This window comes from Nonomuraea aridisoli (genome assembly GCF_003236395.1).
Taxonomy (GTDB): Bacteria; Actinomycetota; Actinomycetes; order Streptosporangiales; family Streptosporangiaceae; genus Nonomuraea; species Nonomuraea aridisoli.
In genome coordinates this window covers 21,516-38,260 of sequence record NZ_POUD01000061.1, presented here as the reverse complement: position 1 = coordinate 38,260, position 16,745 = coordinate 21,516, and the positions used below count along the sequence as shown (strand labels likewise).

Sequence of the window (16,745 nt, the reverse complement as noted above, 5' to 3'; positions counted from 1 at the left end):
ACCCCCACCCTCGCCGCCTGACCCACCGATCAAGCGGACGGAAAGGCCCACTGCACGCGGCAACGCCCTCAGCCCAACGGCGGCTCAGGCGGCCGGCGCTTGCCCTGGCGTTCCCTGGACGGCCTCCCGAGCCGGTCGGCGTCCCGGTGCGGGACCCGCCGTCGCCCGGCTGTTGCTCATCGGGGCCGTACTGGTGGAGGCCATCTGGGCCCACGGCGCTTGAGTGGTCGCCGGGGTTCACGCGGCTGTGGCCGGCGGTCATCGGCGTAGCGGCCGCCGCGCTGAGCCTTGTCATGCTCTCCTCCGTGAGCTGCCGATGGGGACCGCCTACATGGTCTGGGGCAATCTAGCTGCGGTGGGCGTAGCCGCCGTCGGCGTCCTCGTCGTGGGCGAAGGCTCCAACTGGCGTGCTTGGGGCTGATCCTCGTCGGCGTCATCGGGACGCGGATCTTGGCCTGCTGATCGTCGCGTGGGCTTGGTCGGCGGTCACGGTGGGGGTCGGAAGCGGTAAGACTGCTTGCCGGTTCTGACCGGTTATGTGAGAAAAGTGAAGATTGTTATGAACCGTTTCGGCGGGTGCTCCCGTCCAAGTGACGTGATCCCGTTTGAGATGATCGATGAAGATCTGCGTATCGCCCGTCGCCGGGCGCGTCGCCGGGACGAGCTGGCCAAGCGCCGTACGGCCATCGCCGGCTTAGTCCGGGAGGCGCAGCGCAGGCTCAACGCGATCGCGGTACGGGATCAGGAGGCCGTGGTCGCCCAGGAGGCCAGGCTGCAGGCGTACACCATGGCCCTCGACACCGTGGAACGGGAGCTCGCCGAGCTCGGGCCGGCGGAGGAGCTCTACGAGGAGCTGCTCGTCCGGGAGGAGCGCCGGCTGATCGAGTCGGCCGATCCGCGAGGCTCCGAGCTGCTGGAGATCGGGCGGCTGCTGGCCGAGCTGGACGTCGAGCTGCCCGCCAGCGTACGTGCCCGCGAATCCGGGCTCGCGCTCCTGCGACGCGCGGCCGACCAGGACGCACTGGCCGACTTCGCGCAGCAGGTCGCGGCCCTCGGCATGACGGCGCCGGACCCCCGCACTCCCGGCGCCGTCGACATACTGGTGGACCGCCTGGAGGAACGCTGCCGCAAACTGGAGCATCTCCGCGACAAACTCCGCACCCGCCGCGAACGCCTCCTCCACACCCACCGCCGCGCCTGAACCCCCGCCACGGCTGACGACTCACCCCACCGGCACCGACCTCGGAACCCAACCGGCACCGTCGTGGGGTACGTCGCGGCCAGATGCCATTTCCGCGCGGGCTCGACCAGGACCGGTGGTGGAATGCACTGGCGGGTCGCGCGGTGTCAGGCGGGTCCCGGCCAGCGTCGTTGCCCGATCGGGCGAGGTCGGTACGGGGGCGGCTGTAGGTGGTGGTCAGCGGTTGAGGATTTGGCGTAGGGCCTTGTCGAGGGTGGTGGCGGGGTCGGGGTCGAGGTCGGGGGAGCGCCAGGCTACGTAGCCGTCGGGGCGGACCAGTACGGCGCCGCCCCCGCGTACGCCGTACCGCTCCCCGAACCGGCCCTCCACATCCGTAAGGCAGTGACCGTCCACGTTGGCGAGGTGGCCGTCCACGTTCGTGGTGGAGTGGCCGTCCACGTCGGCGAAGTGGGCCGCTGCGTCTGTGGTGTTGTGGCCAGCCGCGTTCGCGAGGTGGTCGTCCGCGTCCGTGAGGCGGTTGGTTTCCGGGGCCGTGAGGGAGTGGCGCTCTAGGTCCTTTGGGTGGGGATCTGCGGTGTTCGTTGGAGGGTGGTCGGTTATCAGGATTCGGGTCATGCGGATGCCGAGGCGGGTTTTGACCTGGTGGGCCGCGTCCATCCAGGGTTGGGCCGTGGTGAGGAGGACGAGGTCGGGGCCGAAGAGGTCGATCGTGGACAGGCGTTCACCGTCCCGGTCGAGCGTGACGTGGGGGGCTCGGCTGCCGGGGCGGCCGTTCGGTACGCGGGGGTCCTCCAGGATGGAGCCGTCGTCGCCGGGGTCCTCGATGATCGCGGAGGAGTGGTAGCGGTAGCCGATGAGCACGCCCGCCGGATCGTCGATCGGCTCCGGGTAGCCGATCCGGGCGGCCGGAGGCATGCGCCGGCCCAGGTTGGCGAGCTGCATGTCGGCGGTCACGGCGCCGACCGGGCGGCGTTCGGCGTCGTAGGTGTCGAGAAAGGCCGGCCCGGCCTGCGCGGTGAGCACCAGCCACAGCCGCCAGGCCAGGTCGCAGCCGTCCTGGAGGGCGGTGCTGCCGCCCTGCCCGCCGGTGGGCGGCATCGTGTGGGCGGCGTCGCCGGCGAAGAAGACCCGCCCGGCCCGGTACGTGTCCGCCAGCACGTGCGCCATCGCGAACGACGCCGTGTCCAGCACCCGCACGTCCAGATCCGGCCGGCCCGTCGCGATCCGCACCAGCTCGACGCAGCGCTGCTCGCTGAAGTCGCCCTCGCCCTCGGCGTAGTTGACGCCGAGCACGTGTGACCCGACCCCGGTGCCGGTGACGATGACGCCGGTGAAGACGTCGTTCTGCAGGTACCAGAGGGTGACCTCGCGCTCCCGGACCAGCCCGGTCAGGTCGGCGTCGAACATGATCGAGCACATCCGGCCCAGCTCGCCCTGGCCCGAGACCGGGACGTCCAGCATCCGGCGCAGCGGGCTGCGGTATCCGTCGGCGGCCACCACGTATTCGGCGCGTACGAGCCGGTCGCCGTCCTGGCCGCGGATGAGGGCCGTGACGCCGTCGGCGTCCTGGTCGAGCGAGACCAGCTCGGTGGAGAACCGCAGGTCCGCGCCGAGTTCCTCGGCCTTGTCACGCAGGATGCGCTCGATCTCGGCCTGCGGCGCCCCGACGAGCCTGGCGGGCGTGATGTCCGCCAGGAAGGCGAGCTCCTCCTGCTCGTCGTTCATGATCATGTGAGGCTGCGGGTCGGTCAGGCTCTTGGCGATGGCGATGCGCATGTTGTCGCCGATGCCCGCCCAGACGCTCGCGAGCCGTTCCTCCAGCCCCGGGACGGGACGCAGCAGCTCGACCGCCCGCGGCCCCACGCCGAACGCCTTCGGCTGGACCGACGTGCTCGCATGCCGTTCGACCAGCATGACCGGGATCCCACGCCAGGCCAGCAGCGTCGCCGCGCTCAGCCCCGCATACCCCGCGCCGACCACCAGGACCGGCACCCGCTCGTACTCCACGCCCGGCACCTGCTCTTCCATGTCCACCTCCAGAAAACGCGTACTATCGCGTTAGCCGACGGCAACACGATATGTCGCGTCTCGAAGGCTTTCAAGACATATCTCGAAATCGGCGACAAGACCGGATGTGGGCGCCGGTCGCGGCGATCAGGGTCCGGGGACGAGGTCAAGCGGGCAGGTGGACGTCGCGCACGACGAGGTCGCCGCCCTCGCAATGCTCGCCGACCAGGAGTTGAGCATGTGGCCGGCCTGCGCTCTCGCGGCCGGCCAACACTGCGGGTGTACTCGACGCAGGCGCCGATGTCGCGAAATATCAGAGCAGGTGGCGTTCCAGGGACTCGAGCTTGGAGGTCATCCCATCGGTGACACCCTCACGCATGTCCGCCTTCAACACCAGACTGACGCGGGGCGCGACCTCGGCCACGGCGTCCACGGCCCGCTTGACGACGTCCATGACCTCGTCCCACTCGCCCTCGATCGTGGTGAACATCGCGTCCGTCCGGTTCGGCAGGCCGCTGTCGCGGACCACCTTGACGGCGCGGGCCACCGGCTCGGCGACCCCTTCGCCGACGCCCAGCGGGGTGATGGAGAATGCGACGATCATCGGCTGCCCTCTCGCGCGATCCGGAGGCTTCCGATCTTAGTCAAGGCAGCGAAAAGCCACGACGTCTGAACGCCGTGGCCGCCGCCCTACCTCACCGCGTACGCGTCACGCGTGGTCGTGCTCCTCGTCCTCATCTTCGCTCAGCCCCTCCGACGGCTCGACGCCGAGCACGGCCTCGCGAGGCTCGATCTCGCCGATGTGGTCGACGAGCTGCAGCACGTGGTCAGGCTCGATCAGCCACTGCAACGCCGAGGCGCCGGTGTCGTCGGAGGCGACCAGCTCGGCCTGCTCCGTACGCTCCTCGTCGCTGAGGTCGGCGTCGGGGTGTCTGATCTCTGCCAGCGCCGCGGCCTGCAGCGCCTCCATGTCGAGCACTTCGACGGTCAGCTCGACCGTGAGGCGCAGGAACTTCGGTTCTTCACTCATGGCGACGATGCTAGGGCAGCTTCCACTCGACGGGAGCCGCGCCCTGCTGGACGAGCAGCTCGTTGGCGCGGCTGAACGGCCGGGATCCGAAGAACCCGCTGCGCGCGGAGAGCGGCGACGGGTGCGCAGACTCGATGCGCGGCACGCTGCCGAGCATGGGCGCGAGGTTGCGGGCGTCGCGGCCCCACAGGATGGCGACCATCGGCTTGTCGCGCGCCACCAGGGCCTTGATGGCCTGCTCGGTGACCTGCTCCCAGCCCTTGCCGCGGTGGGAGGCGGGCTTGCCGGGCATCACGGTGAGGACCCTGTTGAGCAGCAGCACGCCCTGCTCGGCCCACGGCGTCAGGTCGCCGTTGGACGGCCGGGGCAGGCCGAGGTCGGTCTCCATCTCCTTGTAGATGTTGACCAGGCTGCCGGGCAGAGGCCGCACGTCGGGCGCCACCGAGAACGACAGCCCGACCGGGTGGCCGGGCGTCGGGTACGGGTCCTGGCCCACGATGAGCACCTTGACCTCGTCGAAGGGCTGGTTGAACGCACGCAGGACGTTCCCGCCCGCAGGGAGATACTGGCGCCCTTCGGCGATCTCCTTGCGCAGGAACTCACCCATCAGGGCGATCTGCTCGGCGACGGGCTCGAGCGCGCGAGCCCACCCTGCTTCGACGACTTCGTTCAGTGGACGACCGGCCATGGCCGTTGAGCTTAGTCAGGTCTGGTAGGGCTTGTAGCCGAAACGTCGGTTCCAGCCGTACCAGAATGATCACAGCGACGGCTTGCCGGGCTTGAGGAGCCAGGCGTCGAAGAGGGCGTCGAGCTGGCGGCCCGCCACCCGCTCCGACAGGGCGACGAAGGCGGCGGTGTCGGCGTTGCCGTACTTGTGCTCGGTCGCCCAGGCCCGCAGGATCGCGAAGAACGCCGCGTCGCCGACCTCGCGGCGCAGGGCGTGCAGCGCCATCGCGCCGCGGTCGTAGACGGGCGCGTGGAAGAGGTTCTCCGGGCCGCCGGGGTCGGCGGGCGGCGTCTGCCAGAACGCGTCGCCGGCGTCTCTCGCGTACGCGGCGTCGAACGACTCCTGCGTGGTCCTGGTGCCGGCGTGCTCGGCCCAGAGCCATTCCCCGTACGTGGCGAAGCCCTCGTTCAGCCAGATGTCGCGCCACAGCGCGGGGGTGACCGAGTTGCCGAACCACTGGTGCACCAGCTCGTGCGCGAGCAGCGCGTCGCTCGGCACCCGCGGGTAGATGGGCCGGGTCTGCGTCTCCAGGGCGTAGCCGACCTCGGGCGCGTGGTCGACGATCCCCCCGGTCGAGGAGTACGGGTACGGCCCGAAGAGCGAGCCGAAGTAGTCGAGCATGGGGGCGTGCCGCTCGGGGAAGCCCGCGGCGTCGCCGGCCAGCTTGGGATCGACGGCGGTGGTGACGCGGTAGCCGCCGAGCCGGGCGTCGGCGAGCTCGAACTTCCCGATCGACACCGTGGCCAGGTAGCTGGCCATCGGCTCCTTGGAGTCCCACACGTACGTCGTCCGGCCGCCCTTCGCCGTGGTCGAGACGAGGTCGCCGTTGGCGACGGCGACCCGGGTGCTCGGCACGGTCACCGTGAACCGGTAGGTGGCCTTGTCGGTCATGTGGTGGTTGCCGGGGTACCAGGTCATCGCGCCCTGGGGTTCGTTGGCGTTGAAGACGCCGTCGCTGGTCTTGATCCAGCCGTCCCGGGAGCCGTCGGGGTCGATGACGTGGACGGGCTTTCCGCCGTACCGGACGACGATCGAGAAGCCGCGGCCGGCGGCGAGCGGCCGCGACGGCGTGACGACCAGCTCGGAGCCGCTCTGGGCGTGTGCGGCGGGCCGCCCGTCGACGCTCACGGAGCTCACCGACAGCGTGTCGACCAGGTCGAGGTTGAAGCGGCTGAGCGCCTGCGTGGCGCGGGCGGCGATGCGGGCCTCGGCGGACAGGCGGCCGGAGGACGGCTCGTAGTCGAGCCGCAGGTCATAGTGGCCGGCGTCGTAGCCGCCGTTGCCCTGGCCGGGGAAGTAGGGGTCGCCCGCCCCCGGAGCGCCCGGCGTGCCGGGCAGGGCGGCGGCGGGGGAGGCGGGGAGCGCGATGAGGGTCGCTGCGGCGAGAGCGAGGAGACGCGTCATGAAGGATCATCGAGGCCGTCCGGCCGGACGTTACGGCGGGCGCCCGCCTGCCCCCCTCTGGGAGGCGGGCGCCCGTCAGGTCACTTCACGGAACCGGCCATCATGCCCTGGACGAAGTACCGCTGGAACGCGAAGAACAGGACCAGCGGAATGATCAGCGACATGAACGCGCCGGACGACAGGATGTCGACGTTCGACCCGAACTGCCGCATCTGCGACTGCAGATACTTCGTCATCGGCTGGTTGCCGGTGTCGGCGAAGACCAGCGCGATCAGCATGTCGTTCCACACCCACAGGAACTGGAAGATCCCCAGCGAGGCGATGGCGGGCTTGCCCAGTGGGAACACCACCTGCGCGAAGATCTTCCACTCCGAGGCGCCGTCCATCCTGGCGGCCTCCAGCAGGGAGGAGGGAATGCCGACGAAGAAGTTGCGGAGCAGGAAGATCGCGAAAGGCAACCCGAACGCCACGTGGAACAGCACCACTCCCGGGATCGTGCCGAAGATGCCGGCGGCGCCGTACAGGCTCGCGACGGGGATCAGCGCGATCTGGATCGGCACGATGAGCAGCCCGACGACCACGAGGAACGCGGTGTCGCGGCCGGGGAAGTCCATCCACGCGAACGCGTACGCCGCCATGGCCGCGATGCCGATGACCAGGACGGTCGTCGGCACCGTGATGGCCACGGTGTTCCAGAACGAGGCGGTGAAGCCGCTGCCCAGCAGGTTCGCGTAGTTCTGGATGGTGAGCTCGGCCGGCTTGGTGAAGACCGACCACCAGCCTTCCGCGTTGTTGACCTGGGTGGTGCGCAGCGAGACGACCAGCAGGCCCAGCGTCGGCACCAGCCAGAACAGGCCGAGCACGACCATGACGACCTGCACGGCGCCGCTGCCCAGGCGGTCGACGATCCTGCTCGCCAGGCCCCTGCGGGGCGCCCCCGCCTCCAGCCTCGACGGGGCCGGGACTGTCGCGGTGGTCATGAGTCTCCCCTCCGGAACCTGCGGATGTTCATGATCATGAAGGGGAGGACCAGGAGCAGCAGGAAGATCGCGAGGGCGCTGCCCAGGCCCTGGTTGCCCCCGCCGCCGAACGACACCCGCCACATCTCCAGCGCCACCACGTTCGCCTGCGGTTGCACGGAGGCCGGCGCGATGATGAAGACCAGGTCGAACACCTTCAGCGTATTGATGATCATCGTCACGAAGACGACGAGCAGCACCGGCGACAGCAGCGGGACGGTGATCTTGCGGAACACCTGCCACTCCGTGGCGCCGTCGATGCGGGCGGCCTCCAGCGCGTCGCGCGGGATCGCCGCCAGCCCGGCCGCGATCAGCACCATGGCGAACCCGGCCCACACCCAGACGAACGCGCCGATGATGGCGGGCGTGATGAGCGTCGGCCCGAGCCAGGTCAGCCCGTTGTAGGAGGCCTCGAAGTTCGACTGCGGCAGCCGTACGGTGTAGGAGCCCGCGGGCAGGCCCTCGAACCGGAAGGTGCCGTCCTCGGCCGTCGTCGCGGTCGCCGCGACCTCGCCGCCGCTGCTCACCGCCTCCACGGTCATGCCGGGCAGGCCGCGCTCGGAGCCGTCCACGGCGCCGTTCACGCCGCCGCCTCCGGGGGTGAAGTCGAACCAGACCGTCCCGGCCAGGCCGTCGCCGGCCGCTGGGGCCTGCGCCGGCGCCGCGTCGTCGGGCATGAACTCCTGCCGCACGCCGACGATCGGGATCAGCACCGGCTGTCCCGCCTGCGCGGCCTGCTTGGTGACGACCGCGCCGTTCTGGTCGGTGACCGGGGACTGGTCGCCCTCGCGCGGCCGGGCCTCCGGATAGCCCTGCGAGGAGGAGAACGTGTCGTGGACGGTGGTGAGGATGGCGTTGGCCACACCGCGGTCCGGGTTCTCCTCGTACACGAGGCGGAAGATCACGCCGGCCGCCATCAGCGAGACCGCCATCGGCATGAAGACGATCAGCTTGAACGCCGTCGCCCACCGGATGCGCTCGGTCAGCACCGCGAAGATCAGGCCCAGCGTGGTGACCACGATCGGCGCGACGACCACCCAGATGAGGTTGTTGCGGATCGTGGTGAGCATGCCCGAGTCGGTGAAGATCGTGGCGTAGTTGCCCAGCCCCACGAACCCCTGGCCCGAGGCGTCGAACAGGCTGCGGAACAGGGAGTAGCCGATCGGGTAGACCACCCAGATGCCCAGCAGCAGCGCCGCCGGGAGGAGGAAGGCGATGGCGACCGCCGGCGAGGGGCCGAGGCGTGGTTTCTTGCTGGGGGGTGCAGCCGGTCCGGTGGAGGGCCCGCCCGCGGCGTCCGCGGGCGGGGCCTGCCGGCCGTCCAACCGTTCGGTCACGGCCTTACCTCTTTACTTCCAGGCCTTGGCGGCCTCGGACTCCAGCGCCTCCTGAGCGCCCTTGATGTCGCTCGGGTCGCGCAGGAAGTCCTGCAGCACCTTCCACTCGCCCTTGCCGTCGGTGCCGCCGAAGGCGCTCGGCGCCAGGTCGGACATGTCGTAGCGGACGGCGTCGCCGGCCGAGACGATCGTCTGGCCGAGCTGCCTGGTCAGCTCGTCGGGGTAGTTGGTGGGGGAGACGTTCTTGTTGGGCGACAGGTAGCCGGGCAGCTTGGCCCAGATCTCGCCGCCCTCCTTGGAGGCCAGGAACTGCAGCAGCGCCATGGCGCCGGGGGAGTCCTTCATGGCCACCGCGACGTCGCCGCCGAGCACGACCGGGGCGGTGTCGCCGACCTTCGGGAACGGGAAGTACTTCGCCTCGTCGCCGACCTTGGCGCCCGACTGCACGGCCTCGACGGCCACGAAGTCGGCCTCGATGACCATGGCGGCGTCGTCGGTGCCGTACACCTTGCTCACGCAGGTCGGGAAGTCGGTCTGCATGGTGCCGGAGGTGCCGTCGACCAGGAAGTCGTTCTTGACGATCTGCTGGATCTTCTCCAGCGCCGTGGTCACGGTGGGGTCGGTCCACGGGATCTCGTGCTTGGAGAGCTTGTCGTAGTTCTCGGGGCCGGCGGTGGACAGGTAGACGTTCTCGAAGAGGTCGGTCAACGTCCAGCCGGAGGCGCCGCAGAAGGAGAAGGGCGGGGTGCCGGAGTCGGCGACGGTCTGCGCGGCCGTCACCATCTCGTCCCACGTGGTCGGGGGCTGCACGCCGGCGTCCTCGAACGCCTGGCTGCGGTACCACACCAGCGACTTGTGCGCCGCCTTGATCAGCACGCCGTAGACCTGGCCGTCGGCCGAGCCGAGCTCCTTCCAGTACGGCGTGTAGTTGGCGTCGATCTCCTGGATGACCTCGTCGCTCAGCGGCTTGAGCGCGTCCTGGTCGGCGTACTGCTGCACCAGGCCCGGCTGCGGCAGGATCGCCACGTCGGGCGGGCTGCCGCCCTGGATGCGCGGGCCGAGGTAGGCCCCGGTGTCCTCACCGGTGGAGGCGTACGTCACCTGGGCGCCGGTCTTGTCGGAGAAGGCCTTGAGCACCTGCTCGAAGTTCTTCTGCTCGGCGCCCGTCCACTTGGCGGCCACCTCGAGCGTCACGCCCTGCAGCGGCTTGGCGCCCCCGCTCGCCGGAGCCGACGCCGAGCCGGTGGGGTCCGTCGTGGTCGGCGCGTTGCCGCAGGCGGCGACGGCTACCGCGAGCCCGGCCAGGATCGCTGCTGCTCTGCCTTTTCGCATGGCTGCCTCACTGGGTTCTGATGATCTCTTCGAGTTCGGATTTCATCGAGGCCGCCACGTCGTCGGCGGACTCGGGGGTGGGATCGCCGAGCACCTTGGCGACCGAACTGGCGATCACCAGGCTCAGCTGGTTGTAGTTGGCGCTCACCGGCCGTGCCTTCGCCGTCAGGATGCTCTCCTTGAGCACGGGCAGGTAGGGGAAGCGCTCGATGAGCTCGGGGTCGTCGTAGAGCTCCGTCCACACGGGCGGGAAGGAGCCCTCGGTGAGCACCCGCCGCTCGTTCTCCAGGCTCGTGAAGTAGCGGATGAACTCCTGCGCGGTCTGCTGGTGCTTGGAGAAGGCGCTGACGGCGAGGTTGGCGCCGCCGAGCGTGCTGGACCCGGGCCCGTTCAGGCCGGGCAGCCGCGTCACGGCCACCTTGTCGCCCAGCTCGGCCTTGGCGGGGCCGTAGGCGTGCGGCCAGTTGCGGGCGAAGGCCAGCCTGCCCTCCTGGAAGGCCAGGCGGGACTCCTCCTCCTTGTAGTTCAGCGACTCCTTCGGGATCCAGCCTTCGCGTACGCCCTGGATCAGGAAGTCCAGGGCGGTGCCGCCGGTGGCCGGGTCGAGGGTGACCTCGCCGCCGTCGCGGCTGACGATCTCGCCGCCGGCCGACTGCACGGCCTCGGAGAAGTTGACGGTGAGTCCTTCGTACGCCAGGAATTGCCCGGCGTAGCCACCAATGTCGTGCTTTTTCGTGATTTCGCGTGCTTGGTCGCGTAGCTCGGCCCACGTCCTGGGCGGCTTGTCCACCAGGTCGGTCCGGTAGTAGAGCAACCCCGCGTTGCTGGTGTACGGGACCGCCCAGAGCTTGCCCTTGTAGAGCGCCGTCTCCACGACGGGCGGCAGGAACCTGTCGAGCGGGAACAACCCGCGCTCCAGGGGGATGATCCAGCCGTTCTCCGCGAATTCGGCGGTCAAGATCACATCCAGGCCGAGCACGTCGTAACGGCTGCTGCGGGCCTGGAGGTTGGCCACCATCTGGGCGCGTTGCTCGTCGGCGGCCTCGGGCAGCTCCAGCAGCGTCACCTTCTCGGCCGGGTGGGCCTGGTTCCAGCGGTCCAGCAGGGGTTGCAGGTACGCCGTGGTGTCGCGGCCGGTGGCGAAGGTGATGGGGCCTGTTCCGCCCGTACCGGATCCGCCGCCGCCCTCATCGCCCGCCGCCGCGCAGCCGGCCGCGAGTGTGACGGCCAGCAGCAGGGAAAGCGGGCGAAGCACGCTGTTTCCTCCGTGTTCAGAGTGTTTTACATACGTGTTAGGTAGATGCATTTATGTTATGCACACCTGTAATCTGTAGGTCAACGGATAACTCCGTAACGCATGCGTAACACAACGCGGGGAGGTGGGGCGGTGCGGCTTCACCTGCTGGCGCTGCTGGCCAAGGAGCCGGCGCACGGTTACGAGCTGAAACAGGCGCTGGAGCAGACCTTCGGCAGCGCCTATCCCTCCCCCAACATCGGGCAGATATACGTCACCCTCGGCCGGCTGGAAAAGGACGGCCTGGTCAGGGCGGTCGACGTCGAGCAGTCCAACCGGCCCAACAAGAAGGTCTACTACCTGACCGCCAAGGGCCGCGAGGTGCTGGAGATCTGGGTCGACGAGCCCACCGAGGGCCCCCGCGTGCGCGACGAGTTCTTCATGAAGCTCGTGCTGGCCCCGCTCACCGGCATCGCCGACCGGATGGCCCTGATCAGCCGGCAGCGCCGCCACTACCTGTCGCTCATGAGCGACCTCAACGAGCTGCTGTCCCGCACGCCGCCCGCCGACCGGGTGGCGACGCTGCTCATCGAGGGCGCCATGCTGCATCTGCAGGCCGACCTCGACTGGCTCGAACGCTGTCAGGAGGACCTCGCGTGAACGCCGTCGTCAGAACGGTCAACCTGGTCAAGATCTACCAGGACGGCGCGGTCCCCGTGCCGGCCGTGCGCGGGGTGGACCTGCAGGTCCAGCCGGGGGAGTTCGTCGCGGTCATGGGGCCGTCCGGGTCGGGGAAGTCCACGCTCGTCCACATGCTCGGCGGCCTCGACACCCGCACCAGCGGCGAGATCTGGCTCGACGGCAAGCGCGTCGACACGCTCTCGGAGAGCGCCTGGGCGCTGCTGCGCCGCAAGAAGATCGGCTTCGTCTTCCAGTTCTTCAACCTCGTCGCCAACATGACCGTCGGCGACAACGTCGAGCTGCCCGCACTGCTGTCCGGGGCCTCGCCCAAGGTGGCCCGCCGGCGCAGGGAGAGCCTCCTGGCGGCGCTCAACCTCACCGACCGCGCCGACGCCGCGCCCGCCCAGCTGTCCGGCGGTGAGCAGCAGCGGGTCGCGCTGGCCAGGGCGCTGGCCAACGAGCCGGCGCTGTTACTCGCCGACGAGCCCACCGGAAACCTCGACAGCCGCAACACCCGCGACGTGCTCCGCCTGCTCGGCGACGTGCACAAAGACGGCCAGACGATCGTCATGGTCACCCACGACGCCCGCGTGGCGAGCCTGGCCGACCGCGTGGTGTCGCTGTTCGACGGCGAGATCGTCGACGACGGCCGCATCACCCGCCGCCGTACCGGCACCGCCGGAGAGGTCATCGACCTGAGATGAGCACCACCAGGGCGGGCGGCCGGTGGGTCAGGGCCGACCTGCGGGCCAGGAAGGGGCCGGCGGCGCTGACCGTGCTGGCCGTGGCCGGCATCGTGGCCGCCCTGATCACCGCGGTGACATTGCTGGAAGACGGCACCAATCCGTGGCGCGGCCTGTTCGCACAGACCGAGGGCGCCCACGTCTGGATCTACACCAAGGACGGCCCCCAGGTCTCGCTCGGCGGCATCGACGGCGTCGCCCGGACCGCCGGCCCGTACCGCTCGGCCCCCGTCACCGTCGCGCAGGACGGCAGGCGCGACCCGGCGGCCCTGCGCGCGATGCCGGCCACCCCGCCCGCGGTGGCGCACCCGGTGGTGACCGAGGGCAGATGGCTGGACCCCGCCCAGCCCGACGGCGTGGTCGTCGAACGCTCCTTCGCCCGGTCGCTGGGCCTGCGCATCGGCGCGCCGTTCACGGTCATCGCGCTCAACGGCGGCCGCCACACCCTCTACGTGCGCGGCATCGCCGACTCCGCCGACCAGGGCTTCTACCCGGAGTGGACGCCCGGTCTGGCGTACGTGCTGCCCGTCATGCTCGACCGCGTCGAGCCCGTGCAGGCCCGCAGCGAGTGGGTGACCGGGCTGCGCCTGGACGACCCCGAGGCGTCCCAGGTCGTCTCGCAGCGCGCGGTCGTCATGCTGGAGGACCGCCTGCAGCGCGTCTACACCTGGCGCGAGGTCAGGGCCTCGATGGAGCTGGACAACCGGCTGCTCGGCACCCTCCTCGCGCTGTTCGGCGTGGTGGGTCTGGTGGCCGCCGCGCTGGCGCTGGCCAACGCCGCCGGCGGCCGGGTGCTCGGCCAGCTGCGTGACCTGGCCACGCTCAAGTCGATGGGCTTCACCAAGGGCCAGGTGGCGCTGCTGCTCCTGGTCGAGCACGGCGCGCTCGGCCTGCTGGGCATCGCGCTCGGGGCGGTCACGGGCTGGGGCGTCATGGCGGCCGTGCTCGGCCCGAGCTCCGTCGCGGCCGGTCCCGTGCTGGCCATCGTCGCCGGCACGGCCCTCGTCGTGCTGGCGGCCGTGGGGCTGCCCGCCTGGCGCGGCGGGCGCACGCCCCCGATCCCGGCCGCACCGGCCGCCCCGCCGCGTGGCCATCTGTCCAGGCTGGCCCGCCTCGCCCTCCTCGTACGCCTCCCGCCCGCCCTCGTCCTCGGCACCCGCGATGCCTTCACCCGCCGGGTGCCGGCGTTCCTGACGGCGTTCGGCCTGGCCGTGCCGATGATGATGATCACGATCGGGCTCGGCGTGTGGTCCACGCTCGACTCCTTCAAGTCCCACCCCGAGCAGGTCGGCCAGCACGCCGCCCTGTACGTCCGCCCCGGCAAGCTGGAGCCCGCCGCCGCCCAGCGCATCGCCGAGCGCGACAAGGACGTGGCCGCCGTCTACCCGGGCACCGACGTCAACGCCCTGGCCCCGGGCGAGGCCCGGTCCGTACGCGTGCGGGCGATCGGCGGCTCGGCGCAGCCGTACCCGTTCCCCGTGGTCGAGGGCCGCATGTACGCCCGCCAGGGCGAGGCCGTCGCCGGGCAGGGCCTGCTCGACCTGCTCGGGGTGGAGATCGGCGACCGGGTGCGGCTCACCGTGGGCGGCACCCCGCTGATCGTCCGGATCGTCGGCCGCGCCGTCGAGCCCGACCATGACGGCGAGGTGCTCTCGCTGGGCCTCGACAGCCTGGCGGCGAAGGACGCCGAGCCGCCGGCCTACTACGCGCTCGCGCTCCGGCCGGGGGCGGACCCGGCGGAGGTGCGGGGCCGGCTGCTGGGCGAGTCCGCCGAGGGCCTCGACGTGCAGGCCGCGGTCAACCCGGCCGACCGGCTGGCGGTCATCCGGGTGGTGATCGTGGCGCTGATCGGCGTGCTGGCGCTGATCGGCCTGGCCAACCTGCTCACCGCGAGCGCGCTGGGGCTGCGCGACCACGCCTTCGACCTGGCCGTGCTGAAGGCCATGGGGCTCACGCCGCGTCAGGTCATGGCCACGCTCGTGACGGGGACGGGGCTGCTCGTCGTGCTCGGGGTCGGCGCGGGCGCGGCGGCGGGGGCCTCCGTGGTGACCGCGCTGATCGACCTGCAGGGCCACACCAGTGGTGTCGGCGCGGGCATCGGCCGGGCGCCGTCGCCGGTGACGCTGGCGGTGACCGTGGTGGTCGCGGTGGGCGCGGCCCTGGCGGTCGCGCTGATCCCCGCCCGCCGCGCCGCCCGCGCGCAGGTTCCGGTCGCCGCACGCTGACGCCCGCGGCCCCATCGGCCGCGGGCGTCAGATGTCGTCGAGCTCAGCCCAGGCGGACCGGCTGCTCCTCGCTCTCGTCCTGCTTCAGCGCGAACCAGTAGAAGCCGTGCCCCGGCAGCGTCAGCAGGTACGGCAGCTCCCCGATCCTGGGGAAGTGCACCCCGCCGCGCGCCTCGACCGGGATCATGCCCTCGAAGCGCCGCAGGTCCAGCTCCACCGGCTGCGGGAACTTCGACAGGTTGTTGACGCACAACATCACGTCGTCGCGCTCCTCGCGGACGTACGTCAGCACGGCCGGGTTCGACGACCACATTTCGGTGTACGCCCCCGTGCCGAACACCGGGTGCCGGCGGCGGATCTCCAGCATCTTGCGGGTGAAGTGGAGCAGCGAGCCCTCGTGGCGCTGCTGGGCCTCCACGTTGACCGCCTGGTAGCCGTAGATCGGGTCCATGACCGCGGGCAGGTAGAGCCGCCCCGGGTCGGCCGAGGAGAACCCGGCGTTGCGGTCGGGGCTCCACTGCATCGGCGTGCGCACCGAGTCGCGGTCTTCCAGCCAGATGTTGTCGCCCATGCCGATCTCGTCGCCGTAGTAGATGATCGGCGAGCCCGGCAGCGACAGCAGCAGCGCGGTGAACAGCTCGATGCGGTCGCGGTCGTTGTCGAGCAGCGGGGCCAGGCGGCGGCGGATGCCGAGGTACGCCCGCATGCGCGGGTCCTTGGCGTACTCGTTGTGCATGTAGTCGCGCTCTTCCTCGGTCACCGTCTCGAGCGTGAGCTCGTCGTGGTTGCGGAGGAAGATGCCCCACTGCGCGTTCTCCGGCAGCTTGGGCGTGAGCGACATGATCTCGGAGATCGGCTCGCGGGTCTCCTTCTTGACCGCCATGTAGATGCGCGGCATCAGCGGGAAGTGGAAGGCCATGTGGCATTCGTCACCTCCCGTGGTCGGGTCGCCGAAGTACTCCACGACATCCTCGGGCCAGCCGTTGGCCTCGGCCAGCAGCACCCGGTCGGGGTAGAGCCGGTCGACCTCCGCGCGGATCTTCTTCAGGTACGCGTGCGTCTCGGGCAGCCCCGCGCACGCCGTGCCCTCCCGCTCGAACAGGTACGGCACCGCGTCCAGCCGGAACCCGTCGATGCCGAGGTCCAGCCAGAACCGCAGGACCTCCAGCATGGCCTCCTGCACCGCCGGGTTGTCGTAGTTGAGGTCCGGCTGGTGGTGGAAGAAACGGTGCCAGTAGTACTGCTTGCGCACCGGGTCGTAGGTCCAGTTGGACTCCTCGGCGCCGATGAAGATGATCGGCGCGTCGGGGTATCCGCCGGGGTTGTCGGACCACACGTAGAAGTCGCCGTACGGCCCCTCGGGGTCGTGCCGGGACGCCTGGAACCAGGGGTGCCGATCACTGGTGTGGTTCATCACGAGGTCGGTGATGATCCGCAGGCCGCGTTCGTGGGCCTTCTCGATCAGCTGGACAAAATCCCCCAAGTCCCCGAAGTCCGGGAGGATCTTCATATAGTCCGAAATATCGTACCCGCCGTCGCGCAGCGGCGACTCGTACAGCGGCAGCAGCCACAGGCAGTCCACGCCGAGCCACTCGAGGTAGCCCAGCTTCTCGATGAGACCGCGCAGGTCGCCGGTGCCGTCGCCGTTGGAGTCCTTGAACCCCCGGACGAGCACCTCGTAGAACACCGCCCGCTTGTACCAGGCTGGATCCTCCGAGACGAACGCCTCGGAGATCGGCTCCGGCATTGGGGATGCGTTGATCATATGTCGCTCACAGGAAGAGATGTGGGCAGGACGAAGTCAC

General features: G+C 70.3%; 14 protein-coding genes. 4 read left to right on the top strand and 10 right to left on the bottom strand.

Annotated features, from left to right (window positions below; all coding sequences use genetic code 11):
* The first annotated feature begins 610 nt into the window (after positions 1 to 610).
* Positions 611 to 1,201, top strand: coding sequence for a hypothetical protein (locus C1J01_RS16965; RefSeq protein ID WP_146615628.1), 591 nt, complete (start codon positions 611 to 613; stop codon positions 1,199 to 1,201).
* A gap of 216 nt (positions 1,202 to 1,417) precedes the next feature.
* Here the strand turns inward: C1J01_RS16965 and C1J01_RS16960 are convergent, their stop codons facing one another.
* From C1J01_RS16960 to C1J01_RS16920, 9 genes are all read right to left on the bottom strand, one after another.
* Entirely contained in the window at positions 1,418 to 3,229 is a 1,812-nt protein-coding gene (locus tag C1J01_RS16960; RefSeq protein WP_111179941.1) for an FAD-dependent monooxygenase, read from the bottom strand.
* 292 nt (positions 3,230 to 3,521) lie between these two features.
* Positions 3,522 to 3,812 (bottom strand): MTH1187 family thiamine-binding protein, encoded by a 291-nt coding sequence (locus tag C1J01_RS16955; RefSeq protein WP_111179940.1) that lies wholly within the window; start codon positions 3,810 to 3,812, stop codon positions 3,522 to 3,524.
* A 105-nt stretch (positions 3,813 to 3,917) separates the two neighbouring features.
* On the bottom strand, positions 3,918 to 4,238 hold the full coding sequence (locus tag C1J01_RS16950; protein ID WP_111179939.1) for a hypothetical protein: 321 nt from the start codon (positions 4,236 to 4,238) through the stop codon (positions 3,918 to 3,920).
* A 10-nt stretch (positions 4,239 to 4,248) separates the two neighbouring features.
* Positions 4,249 to 4,926, bottom strand: a complete 678-nt coding sequence (locus C1J01_RS16945) for a uracil-DNA glycosylase (protein WP_111179938.1) — start codon at positions 4,924 to 4,926, stop codon at positions 4,249 to 4,251.
* Positions 4,927 to 4,995: 69 nt separating this feature from the next.
* Positions 4,996 to 6,369 carry a M1 family metallopeptidase gene (locus C1J01_RS16940; protein WP_111179937.1) on the bottom strand — a complete coding sequence of 458 codons (1,374 nt, stop codon included), beginning with the start codon at positions 6,367 to 6,369 and terminating at the stop codon, positions 4,996 to 4,998.
* A gap of 80 nt (positions 6,370 to 6,449) precedes the next feature.
* Entirely contained in the window at positions 6,450 to 7,349 is a 900-nt protein-coding gene (locus tag C1J01_RS16935) for a carbohydrate ABC transporter permease (RefSeq protein WP_111179936.1), read from the bottom strand.
* On the bottom strand, positions 7,346 to 8,725 hold the full coding sequence (locus C1J01_RS16930) for an ABC transporter permease subunit (RefSeq protein ID WP_111179935.1): 1,380 nt from the start codon (positions 8,723 to 8,725) through the stop codon (positions 7,346 to 7,348). The genes C1J01_RS16935 and C1J01_RS16930 overlap by 4 nt, the downstream gene beginning before the upstream one ends.
* 12 nt (positions 8,726 to 8,737) lie before the next feature.
* Complete coding sequence (locus tag C1J01_RS16925; protein WP_111179934.1) at positions 8,738 to 10,057, bottom strand: ABC transporter substrate-binding protein; 1,320 nt, start codon at positions 10,055 to 10,057, stop codon at positions 8,738 to 8,740.
* A gap of 7 nt (positions 10,058 to 10,064) precedes the next feature.
* On the bottom strand, positions 10,065 to 11,312 hold the full coding sequence (locus C1J01_RS16920; RefSeq protein ID WP_235854485.1) for an ABC transporter substrate-binding protein: 1,248 nt from the start codon (positions 11,310 to 11,312) through the stop codon (positions 10,065 to 10,067).
* Between the two features lie 132 nt (positions 11,313 to 11,444).
* Between C1J01_RS16920 and C1J01_RS16915 the strand changes: the two genes are divergently transcribed.
* From C1J01_RS16915 to C1J01_RS16905, 3 genes are read left to right on the top strand one after another with little or no spacing between them, the layout of a single operon-like run.
* The gene (locus C1J01_RS16915; protein ID WP_111179933.1) at positions 11,445 to 11,951 is read left to right on the top strand and encodes a PadR family transcriptional regulator; all 507 of its coding nucleotides are present in this window, start codon (positions 11,445 to 11,447) and stop codon (positions 11,949 to 11,951) included.
* Positions 11,948 to 12,676, top strand: coding sequence for an ABC transporter ATP-binding protein (locus C1J01_RS16910; RefSeq protein WP_111179932.1), 729 nt, complete (start codon positions 11,948 to 11,950; stop codon positions 12,674 to 12,676). The genes C1J01_RS16915 and C1J01_RS16910 overlap by 4 nt, the downstream gene beginning before the upstream one ends.
* Positions 12,673 to 14,940: an ABC transporter permease gene (locus C1J01_RS16905; RefSeq protein ID WP_111179931.1), complete on the top strand. Its 2,268-nt coding sequence runs from the start codon at positions 12,673 to 12,675 to the stop codon at positions 14,938 to 14,940. The genes C1J01_RS16910 and C1J01_RS16905 overlap by 4 nt, the downstream gene beginning before the upstream one ends.
* 43 nt (positions 14,941 to 14,983) lie before the next feature.
* Here the strand turns inward: C1J01_RS16905 and treS are convergent, their stop codons facing one another.
* Entirely contained in the window at positions 14,984 to 16,687 is a 1,704-nt protein-coding gene (gene treS, locus C1J01_RS16900) for a maltose alpha-D-glucosyltransferase (protein ID WP_111179930.1), read from the bottom strand.
* Positions 16,688 to 16,745: the final 58 nt, after the last annotated feature.

What these genes read in the sequence shown, in the direction of transcription:
- C1J01_RS16965 (WP_146615628.1), top strand. Translation starts at nt 611, where the DNA reads ATGATCGATGAAGATCTGCGTATCGCCCGTCGCCGGGCGCGTCGCCGG.
- C1J01_RS16960 (WP_111179941.1), bottom strand. Translation starts at nt 3,229, where the DNA reads ATGGAAGAGCAGGTGCCGGGCGTGGAGTACGAGCGGGTGCCGGTCCTG.
- C1J01_RS16955 (WP_111179940.1), bottom strand. Translation starts at nt 3,812, where the DNA reads ATGATCGTCGCATTCTCCATCACCCCGCTGGGCGTCGGCGAAGGGGTC.
- C1J01_RS16950 (WP_111179939.1), bottom strand. Translation starts at nt 4,238, where the DNA reads ATGAGTGAAGAACCGAAGTTCCTGCGCCTCACGGTCGAGCTGACCGTC.
- C1J01_RS16945 (WP_111179938.1), bottom strand. Translation starts at nt 4,926, where the DNA reads ATGGCCGGTCGTCCACTGAACGAAGTCGTCGAAGCAGGGTGGGCTCGC.
- C1J01_RS16940 (WP_111179937.1), bottom strand. Translation starts at nt 6,369, where the DNA reads ATGACGCGTCTCCTCGCTCTCGCCGCAGCGACCCTCATCGCGCTCCCC.
- C1J01_RS16935 (WP_111179936.1), bottom strand. Translation starts at nt 7,349, where the DNA reads ATGACCACCGCGACAGTCCCGGCCCCGTCGAGGCTGGAGGCGGGGGCG.
- C1J01_RS16925 (WP_111179934.1), bottom strand. Translation starts at nt 10,057, where the DNA reads ATGCGAAAAGGCAGAGCAGCAGCGATCCTGGCCGGGCTCGCGGTAGCC.
- C1J01_RS16905 (WP_111179931.1), top strand. Translation starts at nt 12,673, where the DNA reads ATGAGCACCACCAGGGCGGGCGGCCGGTGGGTCAGGGCCGACCTGCGG.
- treS (WP_111179930.1), bottom strand. Translation starts at nt 16,687, where the DNA reads ATGCCGGAGCCGATCTCCGAGGCGTTCGTCTCGGAGGATCCAGCCTGG.